This is a genomic window from Thalassotalea algicola (assembly GCF_012932965.1).
GTDB classification, from domain to species: domain Bacteria; phylum Pseudomonadota; class Gammaproteobacteria; order Enterobacterales; family Alteromonadaceae; genus Thalassotalea_F; species Thalassotalea_F algicola.
This window is the reverse complement of sequence record NZ_JABBXH010000002.1, coordinates 1-15,149: the sequence shown is the minus strand read 5'-3', so window position 1 is coordinate 15,149 and position 15,149 is coordinate 1. Positions and strand designations below refer to the sequence as shown.

The window sequence follows — 15,149 nt, the reverse complement described above, 5'->3', positions numbered from 1 at the left end:
AAATTGCTGGGCTTTAAATTTAAATGAACAACTCAATTTAGAAGGTGTACTTAAAATCTATACCTGTTTCTAAACCTCGATTTATACGACCAACAGGCGTACCTAATACATCAGCTGTCAATCCACCTATCCCTTCAACATAACGTTCATCAAATAGGTTTTTACCCCATAAGCCAACTTCAATACTTTCATCATTATTTGCCCAAGACAAGCGAGCATTTAATAGCGAAGTATCTCTAAAATAGGCTTTAACCTGCTTTTTATATTCTTCTAAGCCTGGTTCATTGTCTCGAGTATTTTCCAAATAAACATAATCGATATGGAAGTTAACAACACCAAAATCGAAGTCAGGTGCCCAGTCTAATGTTAAGGTGTAATTTAGATCTGCATCTGAATCGGTTGTTGTAGCTTCTACAAGATCACCTTCACCATTATAAAAGTCTGGTGAAATATTATCTGTACTACGAATTTCAGACACCACGCCTAACGTTAGACTTTCAGTAGCAAACCAACGAACATCAAATTCCAACCCGGTGATTTCACGGTCTTCATTAATAATAGTTGGTACTGCCTGCGGTGAGCCTGGCGCTTTAGAGTCAATTGAGCGCTGTAGATTGTCCAACTCAAGGTAGTAAGCACTTACATTAGCAACTACTTCACCCCATAAAATACCTTTATAACCAAACTCAAAATTTGTTGTATCTTCAGGTTCAAAGGCTTCATTACTTGGTGTTAATGAGTCAAATCCACCAGACTTATAACCCGTAGAATATGAGCCAAATAACATATGGTCATCGTCTATTTGATAACTGGCTACTAAACGACCCGTCACTTTATCCCAATCATCGGAAGCAGACATATTCACTTCTTTGAACAATAAATTGTTTACGCCAGGTCTAATCTGAGCAAAGGTATTTTTAGGAATTAACCATGTAAAATCTTTTTCGTCTTTTGAATAGCGAAGGCCAGCAATTACGCTCCACTTTTCATCGATTTTATAATCAACGTCTGCGAAAACACCCCAGTTGGTAAAATCACCGGTATTATTAACACTCTCTTGCCACCATTGACCGCCATAACCAGGTCCCATAACCTCAGCAAGGCCTAGTTGTCCGGCTACAACATCATAGGTAATATCGCCTGTTGCATTAACAATATCTGCAGTTAATGGCACCCCTGGCATACCAATAGCTGCCATAATACCGTCTGCAAAACCTAGCGCGTTTAACGCTCCTGCCCACTCGTCAGCATTCCACATATGATCCATCGGGAAACCACTTACCGCAAAGAAAGTATCTACTGCACCAGCAAATGTTACATCTGGACCAAATGCAGCTTCAGCATGGGCATCAGTATTGCCACCAATCATTGCTGCAACCTGCTCTGCAACACCACCTTTAATAAAGCTATTTAATTCACCAGTGATCAATCGCGCCGCGGTGTCCGAAGTTATATTAAGTTCAGTTGTTTGACTAACATCTTCTTTTGAATAAGAAAAACCAGCCACTGCATTAATTTCATCGCTCACATAGTTAAGCTGTAACTCGGTATAAATAATGTCTGAATCTTCATTGTTTGACGTATCAAAATAACGGGTAATGTCTGAAGTACCGTCTTCATCTTGGCGATTTACCGTTTCCCAATCTCGGTATGAAGCAACAAACTTCATTGACCAGTTATCATCAAACTCATGAGTTAACTTGGCAGTAACGCCATACATATCACGTTTTTCTACCCCATTTCGAACATCATCCTCAGCTTTAGACGCAAATGGGTCTTTTCCGCCATTGTATGCATATTCACTAAAGCCAATTGCCATTGGAGGGCCTTGTTCTAAATCATCCCAGTCATACGCAATTTGAAATTGAGTAGCAGACGATATATCCCATAGAAATGATACTCGTGCCGCATCGTGACCGCGCTCACCAAGATCCCATAACTTTTCTTCGTCAGTCCAGCTGCGTTCTGCGATGTTATCTACCACACCATCTTGTGAGTTTGAAAGCAGGTTTGCTCGCATATAAAAATTGTCCGCGATCGGCACATTCAACATACCTTCGTAACGCTGAAGACTATCTGTACCAACCGAGGCTTTAATAAAGCCCTCAAAATCTGGCATGGGTGAATTAGGCACCATATTTACTACACCCATTGCAGCATTTCGACCGAACAAGGTACCTTGTGGGCCTTTTAATACCTCGACACGCGCCATATCGGAAAAAATTACGTTTTGCGCAGCTCTTGGCATATATACGTCGTCATAAAACGCCGCAGAAGAAGGATCGCCACCAACACTAATATTTGGACTTGAGATACCACGCATTGTGATACCAGCCTGTGTCATATTACTATCAGTAAACTCAAAACCTGGGATAAATTTATCGACATCGCTTAATAAAATTGAGCTACTTTCTTCAATGGTATCAGCACTAACACTTTGCACTGTAACCGGCACTTTCATTATGTTTTGAACTCGTTTTTGAGCCGTTACCGTAACCACTTCAATTTCAGCTTCCTTTTGTTCTGTATTCTCTTGTGCAGAAAGCCAAAGTGGTGTGAAAGCAAGCGCCGAGATAATTGCTTTAGTTATAGTGTTATACCGGCGTGAATAATTCTGCTGTTGATGCTGAGCTAGGTCAGTCATAGTTTTCCCCCGTTAAATAAACCTGATGTATAAACCTGTCGGTTTTCTATCCTTTTTATTTTTGCCACCTTCCATAGTGATCTTTTATTTTTAGTTTTATTGATATTATGAATCAGCCATTTTTAATGCTTGCGGATTGTTAAAAAACCCTGACGAAACATTAAAATAACCTGAGTGATTTCTAAAAAGCTGCTTATTTACAAGGCTTATTGCCATTAACATCACAATTCAGCAAGTTTTTATCCATGTCCGAAATTCGCCAGTTATCATTAAAAAATTTGTTAGACTTATGGCAAAATTCTTCAGGAAAGTTTGATGTTAGATCCAAATACTTGTCAACACGCAAGGTTAAGTAAAGATGCTCGTTTCGATGGTAAATTCTATACTGCGGTCTTAACAACTGGCATATTCTGCCGCCCCATCTGTCCAGCAAGAGCTCCTAAAGAAGAAAATGTTCGTTATTACCATACAGCAGAACAAGCTCAAAATGCGGGATATCAGCCATGTAAGCGCTGTCTGCCCGAACTGGCCCCGAAGCAATCGTTACCTCCTAGCATTGAAAAGCTCATCGATGCATTGGTAAGTGATGGGTTAACAGTCGCGGAGCTATCTGAACAATTTGAAATGTCAGAAAGGCATATTCGCCGACTTTTTCAACAAAGTTTAAGCTTGTCGCCAAATCAATATTTGAATCATCAAAGGTTGCTAAAGGCAAGACAACTACTTACAGGTACAAACATTCCAATAGCAGATGTCTGTTTTAATTCTGGCTATAGCAGCATTAGGCGCTTCAACGAAACAGTTAAGGCTACTTACCATGAAACACCAAGCCAAATTCGTAGTCGACTAAGCCAAAAACTTGCGACCAGTGAAATTTCGATTCTCTTAAATTATCGACCGCCATTTGATTGGCAAGGCATGCTAGCATTTTTTAAATTAAGGCAGCTTCCAGGTATAGAATTAGTCTCTGATGACAGCTACCAAAGAGCGATAACTATTGATAATGCGTGTGGCTATATAGAAGTCACTAAAGTTCCTCAAAAGTATGCGTTGAAGTTAAAAGTAGCGATAAATGATTTAAGTGTACTTGATAAAGTGATTAAAAAGGTGAGGAAAATATTCGACTTAGATGCGGACATGACATTGATTCACCAACACCTTTCGGAAGATCCTTTGTTGGCTAAACAGATTGAACACTACCCTGGTATACGCTTACCTGGATGTTGGGATATATTTGAATTTTCAATTAGAGCAATATTAGGTCAGCAAGTATCGGTTAAAGCGGCAACGACGCTTGCCGGAAGAATAGCAGACAAATATGGTTCAGGCTTATCAATTGAACATTCAGTACTAAGTCAATGCTTTCCTAATGCCTGCCAGCTAAAAGATGCAGATTTTGAAGGAATAGGTTTAACACAATCTAGAATTGACACCCTAAAACGTTGGATTAAGTTTTATCTATTAAATCCTGATTTATTAGATAAATATCACGATTTAGAACAATTAGAAAAACAATTAACCCAATTAAAAGGCATTGGCCCTTGGACAGTCAATTACATTGCAATGCGAGGTTTAAGCGATCCAAACGCATTTCCAGCTAGTGATTTAGGAGTAATAAAAGCATTAAGTCCACCACAGAAAAAACTCTCAACTAAGAACATTATTGCGCTTGCAGAACAATGGCAGCCATGGCGTGCGTACGCGACACTTTATTTATGGCTGTCACTTAAAGATTAGGAATCAATATGTACCACATTTTTTATCAATCTCCTTTTGGTGAAATTGCCATTACCGCCAACGAACAGGGATTAACGGCATTAGCGTTCCAACAAGGTGCTGCACCAATTACTGTTAGCGATAATTCTAGAGAAAACAACGATGCTTTTTCTGATGTAATCGCGCAACTTGATGAATACTTCGCCGGCGCACGGAATACGTTTAATTTAAAGTTAGCCCCAACAGGCACGGCTTTTCAAAAACAGGTGTGGCAAGCGCTAACAGAGATACCACAAGGTCAAACCGTTAGTTATGGCTGGCTGGCAAAAAAGATTAAAAATGAAAAAGCAGTAAGAGCTGTGGGAACAGCTAACGGCGCCAATCCAATAGCACTTATCATTCCCTGTCACAGAGTCATAGGTGCGAATAAGAAACTTACCGGATATGCCGGTGGCCTTGCGTTAAAAGCTAAACTATTAATGCATGAACAAGCAGACTTTAAGCCTTAATGGCTTTAGATTATAAAAAACGCTGCTGTTTACTTATTTTCTCGTTATTATGACAGCAAAATAATTGCTTAAATTAGATTATGTCATCACCTGTTTTTTCACCATTAACATTAGCCAGTAGTGTCACCGTAAAAAATCGCTTAGTAAAAGCTGCGATGGAAGAAAATATGGCGACTGATAACCAGTTACCTAGTACTGAACTTATGCGCCTCTATCATACTTGGGCTCAAGGTGGCGTAGGGCTAATTATTACAGGTAATGTCATGGTCGACCATATGGCAATGACAGGGCCCGGTGGTGTAGCTTTGGAGGCAGAAACTGACCTCACGTCATTTCGTAGCTGGGCTAGTGCTGCTAAACACAATAATACAAAAGTGGTGATGCAAATTAACCACCCAGGCCGCCAAGTGTTTAAGAACATGGGTGGCAAAGTACTGTCTCCATCAGATGTTGCACTTGATATGGGTAAACACAGCCATATGTTTGCTAAGCCGACACCAATGACAGAGGCCGAAATTCAAGATGTGATCACTCGCTTTGCGGTAACCGCGCAAAAAGCTCAAGATGCAGGGTTTGATGGCATAGAAATTCATGCTGCTCATGGCTACCTTCTCTCGCAGTTTTTATCGCCACTAACCAATAAACGTAATGACAACTGGGGTGGGTCAATCGAAAATCGCGCGCGTTTACTTATAGAAATAGTCAAGTTGATAAAGTCTAACGTTAGTGACCATTTTATCGTGTCTGTAAAACTTAATTCAGCCGACTTTATGCGAGGTGGTTTTGATGTTGCTGACGCTAAAAAAGTTGTCGAGCTATTAGGTGGATTCAACTTAGATTTTATTGAAATATCTGGTGGCAGCTATGAAGCACCTGCTATGCAAGGTAGAACTGCTGATGAAAGAACACTCGCTCGCGAAGCGTATTTTTTAGAATTTGCTCAAGAAATTGCAAATAGTGCAACGATGCCAATTATGGTTACTGGCGGAATCAAACGTTTGGCAATAGCAGAACAAGCTTTAGAAAAACAAGTACAACTGGTTGGCATGGCTACTGCGCTTGCCATGACACCTGACTTACCAAATCAATGGCAAAAACAACCTAATTTAGTGGGTAATATACCAACGGTTAATTGGAAAGATAAAACCCTCAGCGGATTAGCGACGATGGCTGTTGTTAAACAGCAATTGAAAAGAATAGGCAATGGCAAACCAGCTACAACTTCCCCTTCACCTGTGTGCTGCTTGGTTAAAGATCAATTTAATAAAGCTAAATTAACTAAACGTTATAGAAAGCAGTATCAACAAGAATTAATAAAAGCTAATTAAAACTATTGATTAAAAATAAGCTCAATATGGCTTGCTAGCATTTGCTCATAATTTTGTGCAAACATAGCAATAGAAGGTTCTTGTTGCTGCGCTGCTGCAACAACATCACTTGGGTAACAATTTGGCCACGCACCAATAATACAATGGTGTAACATCAAAAACTTCTGAATGACCTGTTCAGAAGGAAGCGATAAATATGGCGCTATTTTAGCAACCAGCACTGACATTTTGCTCGCTAAAGTGCGTTTAAACTCAATCGCCTCTTCTACTGTTAGGTTTCGTTCCAAAATCGTCGGCAATATACTGGTTAACTTACTATATAAAGGAACAGAAAGAATAGCTTTTGTCAGCCCTTTAGTCAGTGAAAACTCAGCTAATAAAGGCTCTGAATTACTTACCAAGACATCAATTTGTTGTTGGTATAAAGAAAGGAACAACAATTCTTTATTGCGGAAATAACGATAAAGAGCCGCTTTAGTAATACCAACATCTGCAGCAATATCGACAAGACGAATATCGTTAAAATCTTCGTTCGCAAACCGGCTTTGAGCAGCTTGAAGGATTTGGGCAATACGTTGTTGTTTTTGCTTAGCGCCGACGGCACGCTGCTTAATATGTGTCATTACTAAAAGCGATAAAAATTTTGCCTAATGCTACCACTAAACTATAGGCAAACTAAAGCAATTGCGTAACATTGTCAGCAGCCTGCATCCCCGAAACTAAAGCCGCTTCAATTCCGGGTAACAATGGTTGAGTATGTTCACCAGCAAAATGAACTCCCGCTTCACTTTCAGCAACATATGGAGCAATTTTGTGCACCGTTCCGGCTTGATAGTGGGCGTAGGCACCACCTTGATACGGATTGTTAGCCCATGATTCGACATGCAGCAATTCAACATTGCCTTTAGTACTCGGCCGCACTTTCGCTAACTGTTGAACTAGTAGTTTATGTTGTTCTACTCTAGTTAGCCGATCTAATGCCAGAGCATTAGTGCCGTTTATCCAACACATCAATGTTGATACATTTCCTGCTTTATTTTTCAACGCAAATATCCGTTCAATTAACGTATCACTCCATAGCCCAGCAGGAAGGTTATCATTTAGCCAAAAAGCACTGTTTACTTTGAATATTGCTTGTGTGATCGGGGTATAAGATAACTGGTTAATAGCATATCGCTTTTCTTCCGATAAGCTAATTGATAAATCTATATGCTTTAATGCGGCAAATGGTGCAGTAATGATCAATTGTTTCGCCTTGAATTGTTCGCCGCTGCTGCAACTCACTTGATAGTTGTCTTTATTGCCAGAAATTACCGTTACTACTTGTTGCAGTTGAACAGGCCTTGTAAGCGAGGCTGCAATTGCTTCAGGTAATTGTTGATTACCTCCTACAACCATATCAAAACCCCGGCCTAGATTTTTCCTGGCATTTAATCCCTTTAACGCATCTAACGCCGAGTGATGTTTTAAGCTAATGCCATTAAAACTATTTTCAATTAATGCCAGTTCATCTTTGCTAGCCCCTAATGAAAGCAGATGTTTTTCTAGAGATATATCTAGTTTCATTTGATTATCGGCAAGCCAGTCTACAGCTTCAAATACTGGCGACTTTTTAAGGTAATGGCTAAGTAGCGCAGCTGGATGTAATTTATTTAAAGGGGCGGTTAACGGATTGATATCGTGTTCAGCCCAAGCTTTAGCATCTAGTAACTTGCCATTAATCGACATGGCTTGGCCTCTAGCAAATTGCGTAGGTGGTGCTAGTGGTAAATTAAACTGATTAATTAAGTGACGAGTTAAGCCATAACCTTTACCTATTTGCATGCCACCTAATTCAGGTAATCCGGCAACATTAGTTAGTGATTTAATGCGACCGCCAATTCGGTCGCTAGCCTCTAACACAAGATAACTCAGCCCTAACGCTTGGCATTGTCTTGCAGCATTAAGCCCGGCAAGGCCACTACCAATAATGATGACATCATATTTTTCACTATTAGCCCATAGTGGAAAGTGGCTAGACATTGCTAGCAATGCTGAATACTTTAGAAAACTTCGACGCTGCACACTATGCTCCTAAACCATAAGTATTTACCTATGCTCTAGCATTACATAGCAGAATTTTTCATCAAGAAATGTAGCCGCTGCTATTGATAATTAGCAATAGCAGCGCTTTTTTGTTGGAGAGATTTAGTATTAATCAAACTCCCAGAAAGTTTGTTCTACTTTACCATTTCGTAAATATTTAAAGGTAACGCGATCACCCTTGCCATATTCACTAAGCCTTTGACGAATTTTAATCGCCTCTTCAAGGTTGGTTAACGGGCGACCAGCAACTTCCAGTAAAATATCACCGCCTAGTAGTACCGGCGTTCTGCCAATGGTTACCGTAAATTTCCCACCCTTTAAGCCCATAACATCTGCAATAGAATTAGGGACTACTTGCTGGATTAGCAAGCCATACCCAAAAGGATTGTTCAGTGCTAATGCTTGTTCTTTAGTAAGTAAATGAGGGCTAACGCCAAGGAATATCCCAGGGTCAGAGTCAATGATATGCCGAATTGTATCTATAGAAACAGCAAAGCCTAAACCATTATTACCACCAGAACTCGATAAAATATGGCTAACAATACCAATAATATCTCCTTGTAAATTAAATAATGGGCCACCTGAATTACCCTGATTAATTGCAGCATCGGTTTGTAAAAATCTTGGTATCAAATTTGAGCCAGGAATTGGCTCTCTATCTCGTACTCCACTTAAATAGCCAACAGATAAACTATGACTGACACCATATGGTGCACCTATCGCTAAAACTTGCTCTCCAATATTGTAGTTACCACTGTTAGCTAAACGTAATGGCTGTAACTCTTTTGGAACTTCGTAGGCTTGAATCATCGCCAAATCAATCAAGTTGTCTACCCACACTACATGACCAGATGTGGTTGAGCCATCATTAAATATCACCGTAATTTCGGTGGCAGTTTCTACAACATGTGCAGCAGTTAAAATACGACCTTTGTCGGAAATTAGCGCTCCTGAACCTAAAGAATTTTCGGTTGTAGGCCGGTAATTAACTTTCCCTGGCTCTGGCTGAGCGAGTGCTTTAACGTGCAATTCAACTACACCGTTATTAACTTGTTCGTAAACCTTTTGTATCGAATTTTTCGCACTAATGGTAACAGAGAAAAAGACTATGAAGGCTGTGAATATTAACTGAGGAAAATTAGTCACAATTTACCTTTATCAAGCGGAGTATTGATTTGATTGTACCTAGCTTTTTATAACATTTCAGTAACAAGCTTTCGATTAAAGGCAGACAATACTTTTGGTTCAGATACTGTTAATATCGCCTGCAATTCCAAAGCTGAGAGTTGTATTGAAATAATGGAAATTGTAGTAATTGCGGCGGCAATGTTACTTTGTTGGATGACGTGGCAACTATATAGAGCAAAAAGATTCAATCGCTTCAAACAATTAATTAGACAAGAACTAAAGCCGAAAGTCGCAAATAAAGTTGCGGAGAATTTATTGGCCACTCGTAATAAACTAACGCCAAATACCGATATTCATATTAAGGCCAGTCAATATTACTGGACGCAGTACAGTGCACGTACGCTGCAAGCTGCGTTAAGGTGGAAAATAGTCGATGAAGAGTGGTTGAGAAGTACTGGCAACATACGAAATTGCCAGCACTTATTTTATATCGAAAAAGACAAACTAGCTGAGTTTTCTGAAGAAAGCGAAGCTTAATTATACGCCCACAAACTTTTTCGAATGCTTGCCAAGAAATCGTTTTACGATAGCAGCTAGTACAATGCTACCACCGATCCCGGCAATAAAATTGACACTACCAAATAACGCAACCAGTTCTACTGTACGAGATGAATCTAACCATTCCCTAACGTTTGTTATTACTATGCCTATAAATACAACATGCAGAAAGAAAATAGCAAATGCATAAGTCCCCAAAGTTAAAAGCCATTTGGGCAAGTCATGTTCAAACCTTGATAACCAATAAAGCACCACCAAGCAAATAGCGACTTTTTGGAGATAAACTAACGTTTGCCTTATCGAATAAAATCCTGAATGCTGATAATCACCAACATAAAGCAAAAATAGCGCGCAAGACGTGGCTAATGCGATAACAATTAGCCATTGTTGATATTTCGCTACTTGCTCTTCTACTTTCTGATAATTCGCGCCTATCGCCATCCCCAGCATATAAGCGCCAATAAAATAGATAAATGTCTGAGGTTTAATAAAGTCTGGAAATGGGCTGCGAGAAATAACTAATGGTATTAAAATAATTAAACACGTTAAAACGTTAGATTTATTTTGGATAAAGGTAAGTAATGGCGTGGTTAGAAACATCACCATGAGTACAGGAATATACCAAAAATGTATATCAGCTTTACCTATTACTAAGTTTTTAGCCACGACTTCGAAATAACTAATTATTGTATTTTCAAAAGCTGGATCTTGAATATAAAACTGCCAATACAGTGCGGTTAGCGCAAAAGAAGTAACGATATAAGGTAGCAAAACGTTTATTAGTTTGCTTTGATAAAAAGCTGACCAGTCGCGACCAGCAAGTACTCGACTAAACAGTAATCCTGATATAATCGCAAAGTACAATGTCGAGCCATGAAAAATGGTTTCAGTTAACCAGAATAACCATTTCAAACCATCTACATTTAAGCCTCCAGTCCAAAAAATCATGAATGACCAAGCGTGGGCCCCGACGACATTTAAAATGGCAAAACCTCTAAACGCGTGTAAATGTTGAATAAAGTTTGGTGAGTTGGTCATAAATAATCCTTTATTAAGATTAAACCACTCTAACGAAACTTATATTGATCAGAAAAGAGCCTGCATACGAATTCAAAGCAAGATAGAAAACTAATACTGCTATATAAAGAAAATTATCGTAAATAAAAAAGCGACTTAATGAACATCATTAAGCCGCTTATAATCTTGAATACTTTAATGAAAAGTTTAATTCACTTTTTCAAATTGTAGATCCCACACACCATGGCCAAGTTTCTGGCCTCGATTTTCAAATTTAGTCAAAGGTCGAGAGTCTGGACGCGGCACATAATCATTGTTTTCGGATAAGTTTTTATAGCCTGGTGCACTTTGCATATCTTCTAGCATGCACTCTGCATAGTTTTCCCAATCGGTCGCCATATGGAACACGCCACCAACTTTTAATTTTTGACGAATAGTTTCAACAAACTCAGGTTTTACAATGCGACGTTTATGATGTTTCTTCTTATGCCAAGGATCTGGAAAAAATAACTGGACAGTCGATAGACTACCATCGGGGATACAATCTGCCAAAATTTCAATAGCATCATGTTCATACACTCTTAGGTTTTTAACTTCTTGTTCAACTGCTGTTGCAATACATGCGCCAACACCTGGTCGATGAACTTCAACACCAATATAATTCAATTCAGGTGCATTGTTAGCCATTTCAACTAATGATTTACCCATACCAAAACCAATTTCCAACACCAATGGATTGTCATTGCCAAACACGGCATTCACATCAATCATCCCATCTTGATGACTTAACCCTATATCCTGCCAATGATTTTCCATGGCATGAGCTTGACCTTTGGTCAGTCGACCTTCACGTTTAACGAAGCTACGAACAGTACGAATATACTTTCCTTCAGCCTGCGCTTGCTCAATGGTTTTATGGGTTCTTTCTGTCATTTGGAATCAGCTTATATCTGTCTATTTAAAAACGGCGGCGTATTATCTTATTTTAGCAGTTCAAACTCAAGCAAACCGTATATGAATTACAAGGTCACATGATAGAAAAGCAATGATTGTAGCTGCTGATTAATTTTCATGGCGTTAGGTTCAACTTTTACCAAGCTAGCGCCGGCATTTTGAGCAACTCGGATACTGCTTTTGTTTTCCTCTAAACAGCGAAACTCAATCACTTTTACATTTTGTTGTTTCAACTGCGTGTTTATATACCTAACAATTTGGCTCATCACACCTTTACCTTGAACTGACGAGCAAAGCCAATACCCTACTTCGGCAATGAAATCACTGCTGACAGATTTTACACCGAAGATACCGCATAGTTTGTTGTTTACTTCAATTGCAAACCATGTGGCTTTTGGTAATTCACTTTCAATACGAGCCTTTATATATTGTTCAGTGCTATTAACATCAACTACTTTATTTACCCAATATAAATACTGAGCAAGATGCTCTCTATTTTTTTCTACTAATAAAAAAACCTCCCCAGCGTCTTTAATAGATAAAGGACGCAAAGCGAGGTTTTCTTCTATTATATGTTTTGAGCTAAACAAACAGTTTATGCCCACCAAAGATCATAAAGATCCGATACTGATACTACCGTCGCACCATTATCGTTTAACCACTTATCAACAGCGTTACGATGTTCATCAGTACATTTACCTAATTTTTGCGTACAAATTAGGCCGTGCCACAACGTATCTCCTTCTCCACTATAGCCTAAGCCATTGGGTTCGATAACTTCATCAAAAAATTTATCTAAAAAGCTATCGATTTGTTCTGATGTTGTGTCTTCAGCTAATCGCCACGCAACGTCAAAACCTAATTCTTGGAATTCATCAACACGTAGTTTTTTACGTAAACGTTGGCTTCTATTTTTAGCTTCTACTTTCATTTAAGGTAATCCATAAACACTCTAAATATTACGCGAAAGCATAGAGTTAATTTAACAAAATGCCAACTATTAAATAGCGTTATCATTGTATTTCAAGCCAGTTTGGTTACACTGTCGCCGCTATGACTAATCAAATATCTATTTCTAAATCATCCGCTAAAACCTTTAGTGAAAATATTCTTGCTTGGTATCACAAACAAGGACGGAAGCATTTGCCTTGGCAGCAAAACAAAACCCCTTACCGAGTATGGGTTTCAGAAATTATGTTACAGCAAACTCAAGTGGCAACGGTTATCCCTTACTATCAAAAATTTATGGAAAGCTTTCCTTCCATAAATGCGCTTGCCGCAGCAGATGAAGATAACGTATTACATCATTGGACTGGTTTAGGCTATTACGCACGAGCCAGAAACTTGCACAAAGCCGCAAAAATAATAACCGCTGAATATCAAGGAAAGTTCCCGACAGATATTGAAGATGTTATCGCCCTACCCGGCATAGGCCGCTCTACTGCAGGGGCTATTTTAAGCCTATCTTTAAAACAACATCACCCAATATTAGATGGCAACGTTAAACGTGTTTTAGCTCGATGTTATTTAGTCGAAGGTCATAACGCACAAGCTAAATTCGAAAAATCGCTTTGGCCAATAACCACCGCTCTCACACCGGCTATCGATGTTGAGTACTTTAATCAAGCAATGATGGATATCGGCGCAACAATTTGCACACGTAGTAAACCAAAATGTGAGCAGTGTCCCGTACAAACTAGCTGTTTGGCCAATGCAACTGGCGAACAAGCAAGTTTTCCACAAAAAAAACCTAAGAAAGAAACGCCGATTAGACACACCATTATGCTAGTACCTATGCAAGATAATAAGGTATTAATAGAAAAAAGACCGCCAACAGGCATTTGGGGCGGATTATGGAGCTTTATAGAAGTTGATAGCGATGCCGATATTGGCAACCAATTGACAGAGCTCGGCCTAAAAGCAAATGAGACAATTTCCCTAACAGCTTTTCGGCATACCTTTAGCCACTTTCATCTTGAAATAACACCCATTGCGATTAAATGTCAGTTACATAGCCAATCACCAAAAGTTGCAGAGCTCAACTCTCGTCAATGGTTAAATTTAACTAAACCCGCTTCACTTGGTTTTGCAGCATCAACAGTTAAAATATTACAAGAACTCACCGAACTAAATGGACTAACGCTGACAGATTAACATCGTCAACCATGGCGCATTAATGTTATTATTGCGGAAAAAATTAACTTGCTAAATTACGAGTACCTCAATGAGCAGAACAGTATTTTGTCAGAATCTAAATAAAGACGCTGAAGGCTTAGCCTTTCAATTATACCCAGGTGAAGTTGGAAAACGTATTTTCGACAATATAAGTAAAGAAGCATGGGGCAATTGGCAAAAGAAGCAAACCATGCTGATCAATGAGAAAAAAATGAACATGATGAACCCTGATGATCGTGCCTTTTTAGAAAAATCCATGGTCGAATATTTATTTGAAGGTAAAGAACCAGAAATAGAAGGTTACGTGCCACCGAGTAAATAGCATGTTTGAATTAGGGTTCGATTGGCGAGTATTTTTTACTATATTCGTCACAGTATTTATTGCTGAACTTGGCGATAAAACACAGCTAGCAACAATGTTATTTGCTTCGGATAAAGAGGTAAGTAAATGGCTAGTATTTATTGCGGCATCTGCCGCACTGATTGTTGCTTCAGCCATAGGTGTATTGGCAGGCACATTTTTATCGAGCTATATTGATGAAAAGACCTTGGCATATATCGCCGGATTAGGTTTTATCATTATTGGATTGTGGACAATTTATAGCGCCACTTGATGCGCCATCAAAAGCACACAACGAATAACGCGTAAAAAAACAGCAAACAATAAAGAAATTAAAAAAAGTAGTTGACCTGAATTAGGAAAAGAAGTTTAATAGCGCCCGTCCTAAAGGCACGCCCTTTTAGGCCCTGTTCCAAATAGTTCAGTCGGTAGAGATATTTGGAAATAGATTAAAAACCCTTACTAGGATTTTGTAAAACCGAAAGTTGCCCAGATAGCTCAGTCGGTAGAGCAGGGGATTGAAAATCCCCGTGTCGGTGGTTCGATTCCGCCTCTGGGCACCATCATTTTAAGTTATGGATTAAGAATAATCGATAACTAGGTGCCAAGATAAATAATTCCTAAGAATATATTTATCGCACACAGTTTTGTGTGCCGACTTAGCTCAGTTGGTAGAGCAACTGACTTGTAATCAG

Annotated in this window: 15 protein-coding genes and 1 tRNA gene; 8 read left to right on the top strand and 8 right to left on the bottom strand. The window is 39.1% G+C overall.

Going from position 1 to position 15,149, the window contains the following annotated elements; all coding sequences use genetic code 11:
• Positions 1 to 37 precede the first annotated feature (37 nt).
• Positions 38 to 2,644, bottom strand: coding sequence for a TonB-dependent receptor (locus HII17_RS04685; protein WP_169074205.1), 2,607 nt, complete (start codon positions 2,642 to 2,644; stop codon positions 38 to 40).
• Between the two features lie 315 nt (positions 2,645 to 2,959).
• Between HII17_RS04685 and HII17_RS04680 the strand changes: the two genes are divergently transcribed.
• The 3 genes from HII17_RS04680 to HII17_RS04670 all read left to right on the top strand — a co-directional run bounded on the left by HII17_RS04680 (position 2,960) and on the right by HII17_RS04670 (position 6,197).
• Positions 2,960 to 4,381, top strand: a complete 1,422-nt coding sequence (locus HII17_RS04680) for a DNA-3-methyladenine glycosylase 2 family protein (protein WP_169074204.1) — start codon at positions 2,960 to 2,962, stop codon at positions 4,379 to 4,381.
• Positions 4,382 to 4,389: 8 nt separating this feature from the next.
• On the top strand, positions 4,390 to 4,869 hold the full coding sequence (locus tag HII17_RS04675; protein ID WP_169074203.1) for a methylated-DNA--[protein]-cysteine S-methyltransferase: 480 nt from the start codon (positions 4,390 to 4,392) through the stop codon (positions 4,867 to 4,869).
• A gap of 80 nt (positions 4,870 to 4,949) precedes the next feature.
• The gene (locus HII17_RS04670; RefSeq protein ID WP_169074202.1) at positions 4,950 to 6,197 is read left to right on the top strand and encodes an NADH:flavin oxidoreductase/NADH oxidase family protein; all 1,248 of its coding nucleotides are present in this window, start codon (positions 4,950 to 4,952) and stop codon (positions 6,195 to 6,197) included.
• A gap of 2 nt (positions 6,198 to 6,199) precedes the next feature.
• Here HII17_RS04670 and HII17_RS04665 read toward each other — a convergent pair whose 3' ends face one another.
• The 3 genes from HII17_RS04665 to HII17_RS04655 form a co-directional block, all read right to left on the bottom strand.
• The gene (locus HII17_RS04665; RefSeq protein WP_169074201.1) at positions 6,200 to 6,820 is read right to left on the bottom strand and encodes a TetR family transcriptional regulator; all 621 of its coding nucleotides are present in this window, start codon (positions 6,818 to 6,820) and stop codon (positions 6,200 to 6,202) included.
• A gap of 52 nt (positions 6,821 to 6,872) precedes the next feature.
• Complete coding sequence (locus tag HII17_RS04660) at positions 6,873 to 8,261, bottom strand: flavin monoamine oxidase family protein (RefSeq protein ID WP_169074200.1); 1,389 nt, start codon at positions 8,259 to 8,261, stop codon at positions 6,873 to 6,875.
• 129 nt (positions 8,262 to 8,390) lie between these two features.
• Entirely contained in the window at positions 8,391 to 9,428 is a 1,038-nt protein-coding gene (locus tag HII17_RS04655; RefSeq protein ID WP_328824462.1) for a S1C family serine protease, read from the bottom strand.
• Positions 9,429 to 9,581: 153 nt separating this feature from the next.
• Here HII17_RS04655 and HII17_RS04650 point away from each other — a divergent pair, with 153 nt between their 5' ends.
• The gene (locus HII17_RS04650) at positions 9,582 to 9,947 is read left to right on the top strand and encodes a hypothetical protein (RefSeq protein ID WP_169074199.1); all 366 of its coding nucleotides are present in this window, start codon (positions 9,582 to 9,584) and stop codon (positions 9,945 to 9,947) included.
• Here the strand turns inward: HII17_RS04650 and HII17_RS04645 are convergent, their stop codons facing one another.
• From HII17_RS04645 to HII17_RS04630, 4 genes are all read right to left on the bottom strand, one after another.
• A complete protein-coding gene (locus tag HII17_RS04645; protein ID WP_169074198.1) occupies positions 9,948 to 11,006 on the bottom strand; it encodes an acyltransferase family protein in 1,059 nt (352 codons plus the stop codon).
• A gap of 186 nt (positions 11,007 to 11,192) precedes the next feature.
• Positions 11,193 to 11,918 carry a tRNA (guanosine(46)-N7)-methyltransferase TrmB gene (gene trmB, locus HII17_RS04640; RefSeq protein ID WP_169074197.1) on the bottom strand — a complete coding sequence of 242 codons (726 nt, stop codon included), beginning with the start codon at positions 11,916 to 11,918 and terminating at the stop codon, positions 11,193 to 11,195.
• Between the two features lie 86 nt (positions 11,919 to 12,004).
• Positions 12,005 to 12,529, bottom strand: coding sequence for a GNAT family N-acetyltransferase (locus tag HII17_RS04635; protein WP_169074196.1), 525 nt, complete (start codon positions 12,527 to 12,529; stop codon positions 12,005 to 12,007).
• A gap of 5 nt (positions 12,530 to 12,534) precedes the next feature.
• Positions 12,535 to 12,870, bottom strand: coding sequence for a YggL family protein (locus HII17_RS04630; protein ID WP_169074195.1), 336 nt, complete (start codon positions 12,868 to 12,870; stop codon positions 12,535 to 12,537).
• A 122-nt stretch (positions 12,871 to 12,992) separates the two neighbouring features.
• Here HII17_RS04630 and mutY point away from each other — a divergent pair, with 122 nt between their 5' ends.
• The 4 genes from mutY (at position 12,993) to HII17_RS04610 (ending at position 15,017) form a co-directional block, all read left to right on the top strand.
• On the top strand, positions 12,993 to 14,093 hold the full coding sequence (gene mutY / locus HII17_RS04625; protein ID WP_169074194.1) for an A/G-specific adenine glycosylase: 1,101 nt from the start codon (positions 12,993 to 12,995) through the stop codon (positions 14,091 to 14,093).
• 70 nt (positions 14,094 to 14,163) lie between these two features.
• On the top strand, positions 14,164 to 14,436 hold the full coding sequence (locus tag HII17_RS04620) for an oxidative damage protection protein (RefSeq protein WP_169074193.1): 273 nt from the start codon (positions 14,164 to 14,166) through the stop codon (positions 14,434 to 14,436).
• A gap of 1 nt (position 14,437) precedes the next feature.
• The gene (locus tag HII17_RS04615; protein WP_169074192.1) at positions 14,438 to 14,728 is read left to right on the top strand and encodes a TMEM165/GDT1 family protein; all 291 of its coding nucleotides are present in this window, start codon (positions 14,438 to 14,440) and stop codon (positions 14,726 to 14,728) included.
• Between the two features lie 213 nt (positions 14,729 to 14,941).
• Positions 14,942 to 15,017 (top strand) — tRNA-Phe (locus tag HII17_RS04610).
• Positions 15,018 to 15,149 lie beyond the last annotated feature (132 nt).

Bases quoted from the DNA above. Each gene is read 5' to 3' on its own strand.
- HII17_RS04685 (WP_169074205.1), bottom strand. From the start codon at position 2,644: ATGACTGACCTAGCTCAGCATCAACAGCAGAATTATTCACGCCGGTAT.
- HII17_RS04680 (WP_169074204.1), top strand. From the start codon at position 2,960: ATGTTAGATCCAAATACTTGTCAACACGCAAGGTTAAGTAAAGATGCT.
- HII17_RS04675 (WP_169074203.1), top strand. From the start codon at position 4,390: ATGTACCACATTTTTTATCAATCTCCTTTTGGTGAAATTGCCATTACC.
- HII17_RS04670 (WP_169074202.1), top strand. From the start codon at position 4,950: ATGTCATCACCTGTTTTTTCACCATTAACATTAGCCAGTAGTGTCACC.
- HII17_RS04665 (WP_169074201.1), bottom strand. From the start codon at position 6,820: ATGACACATATTAAGCAGCGTGCCGTCGGCGCTAAGCAAAAACAACAA.
- HII17_RS04650 (WP_169074199.1), top strand. From the start codon at position 9,582: ATGGAAATTGTAGTAATTGCGGCGGCAATGTTACTTTGTTGGATGACG.
- HII17_RS04645 (WP_169074198.1), bottom strand. From the start codon at position 11,006: ATGACCAACTCACCAAACTTTATTCAACATTTACACGCGTTTAGAGGT.
- trmB (WP_169074197.1), bottom strand. From the start codon at position 11,918: ATGACAGAAAGAACCCATAAAACCATTGAGCAAGCGCAGGCTGAAGGA.
- HII17_RS04630 (WP_169074195.1), bottom strand. From the start codon at position 12,870: ATGAAAGTAGAAGCTAAAAATAGAAGCCAACGTTTACGTAAAAAACTA.
- mutY (WP_169074194.1), top strand. From the start codon at position 12,993: ATGACTAATCAAATATCTATTTCTAAATCATCCGCTAAAACCTTTAGT.
- HII17_RS04620 (WP_169074193.1), top strand. From the start codon at position 14,164: ATGAGCAGAACAGTATTTTGTCAGAATCTAAATAAAGACGCTGAAGGC.
- HII17_RS04615 (WP_169074192.1), top strand. From the start codon at position 14,438: ATGTTTGAATTAGGGTTCGATTGGCGAGTATTTTTTACTATATTCGTC.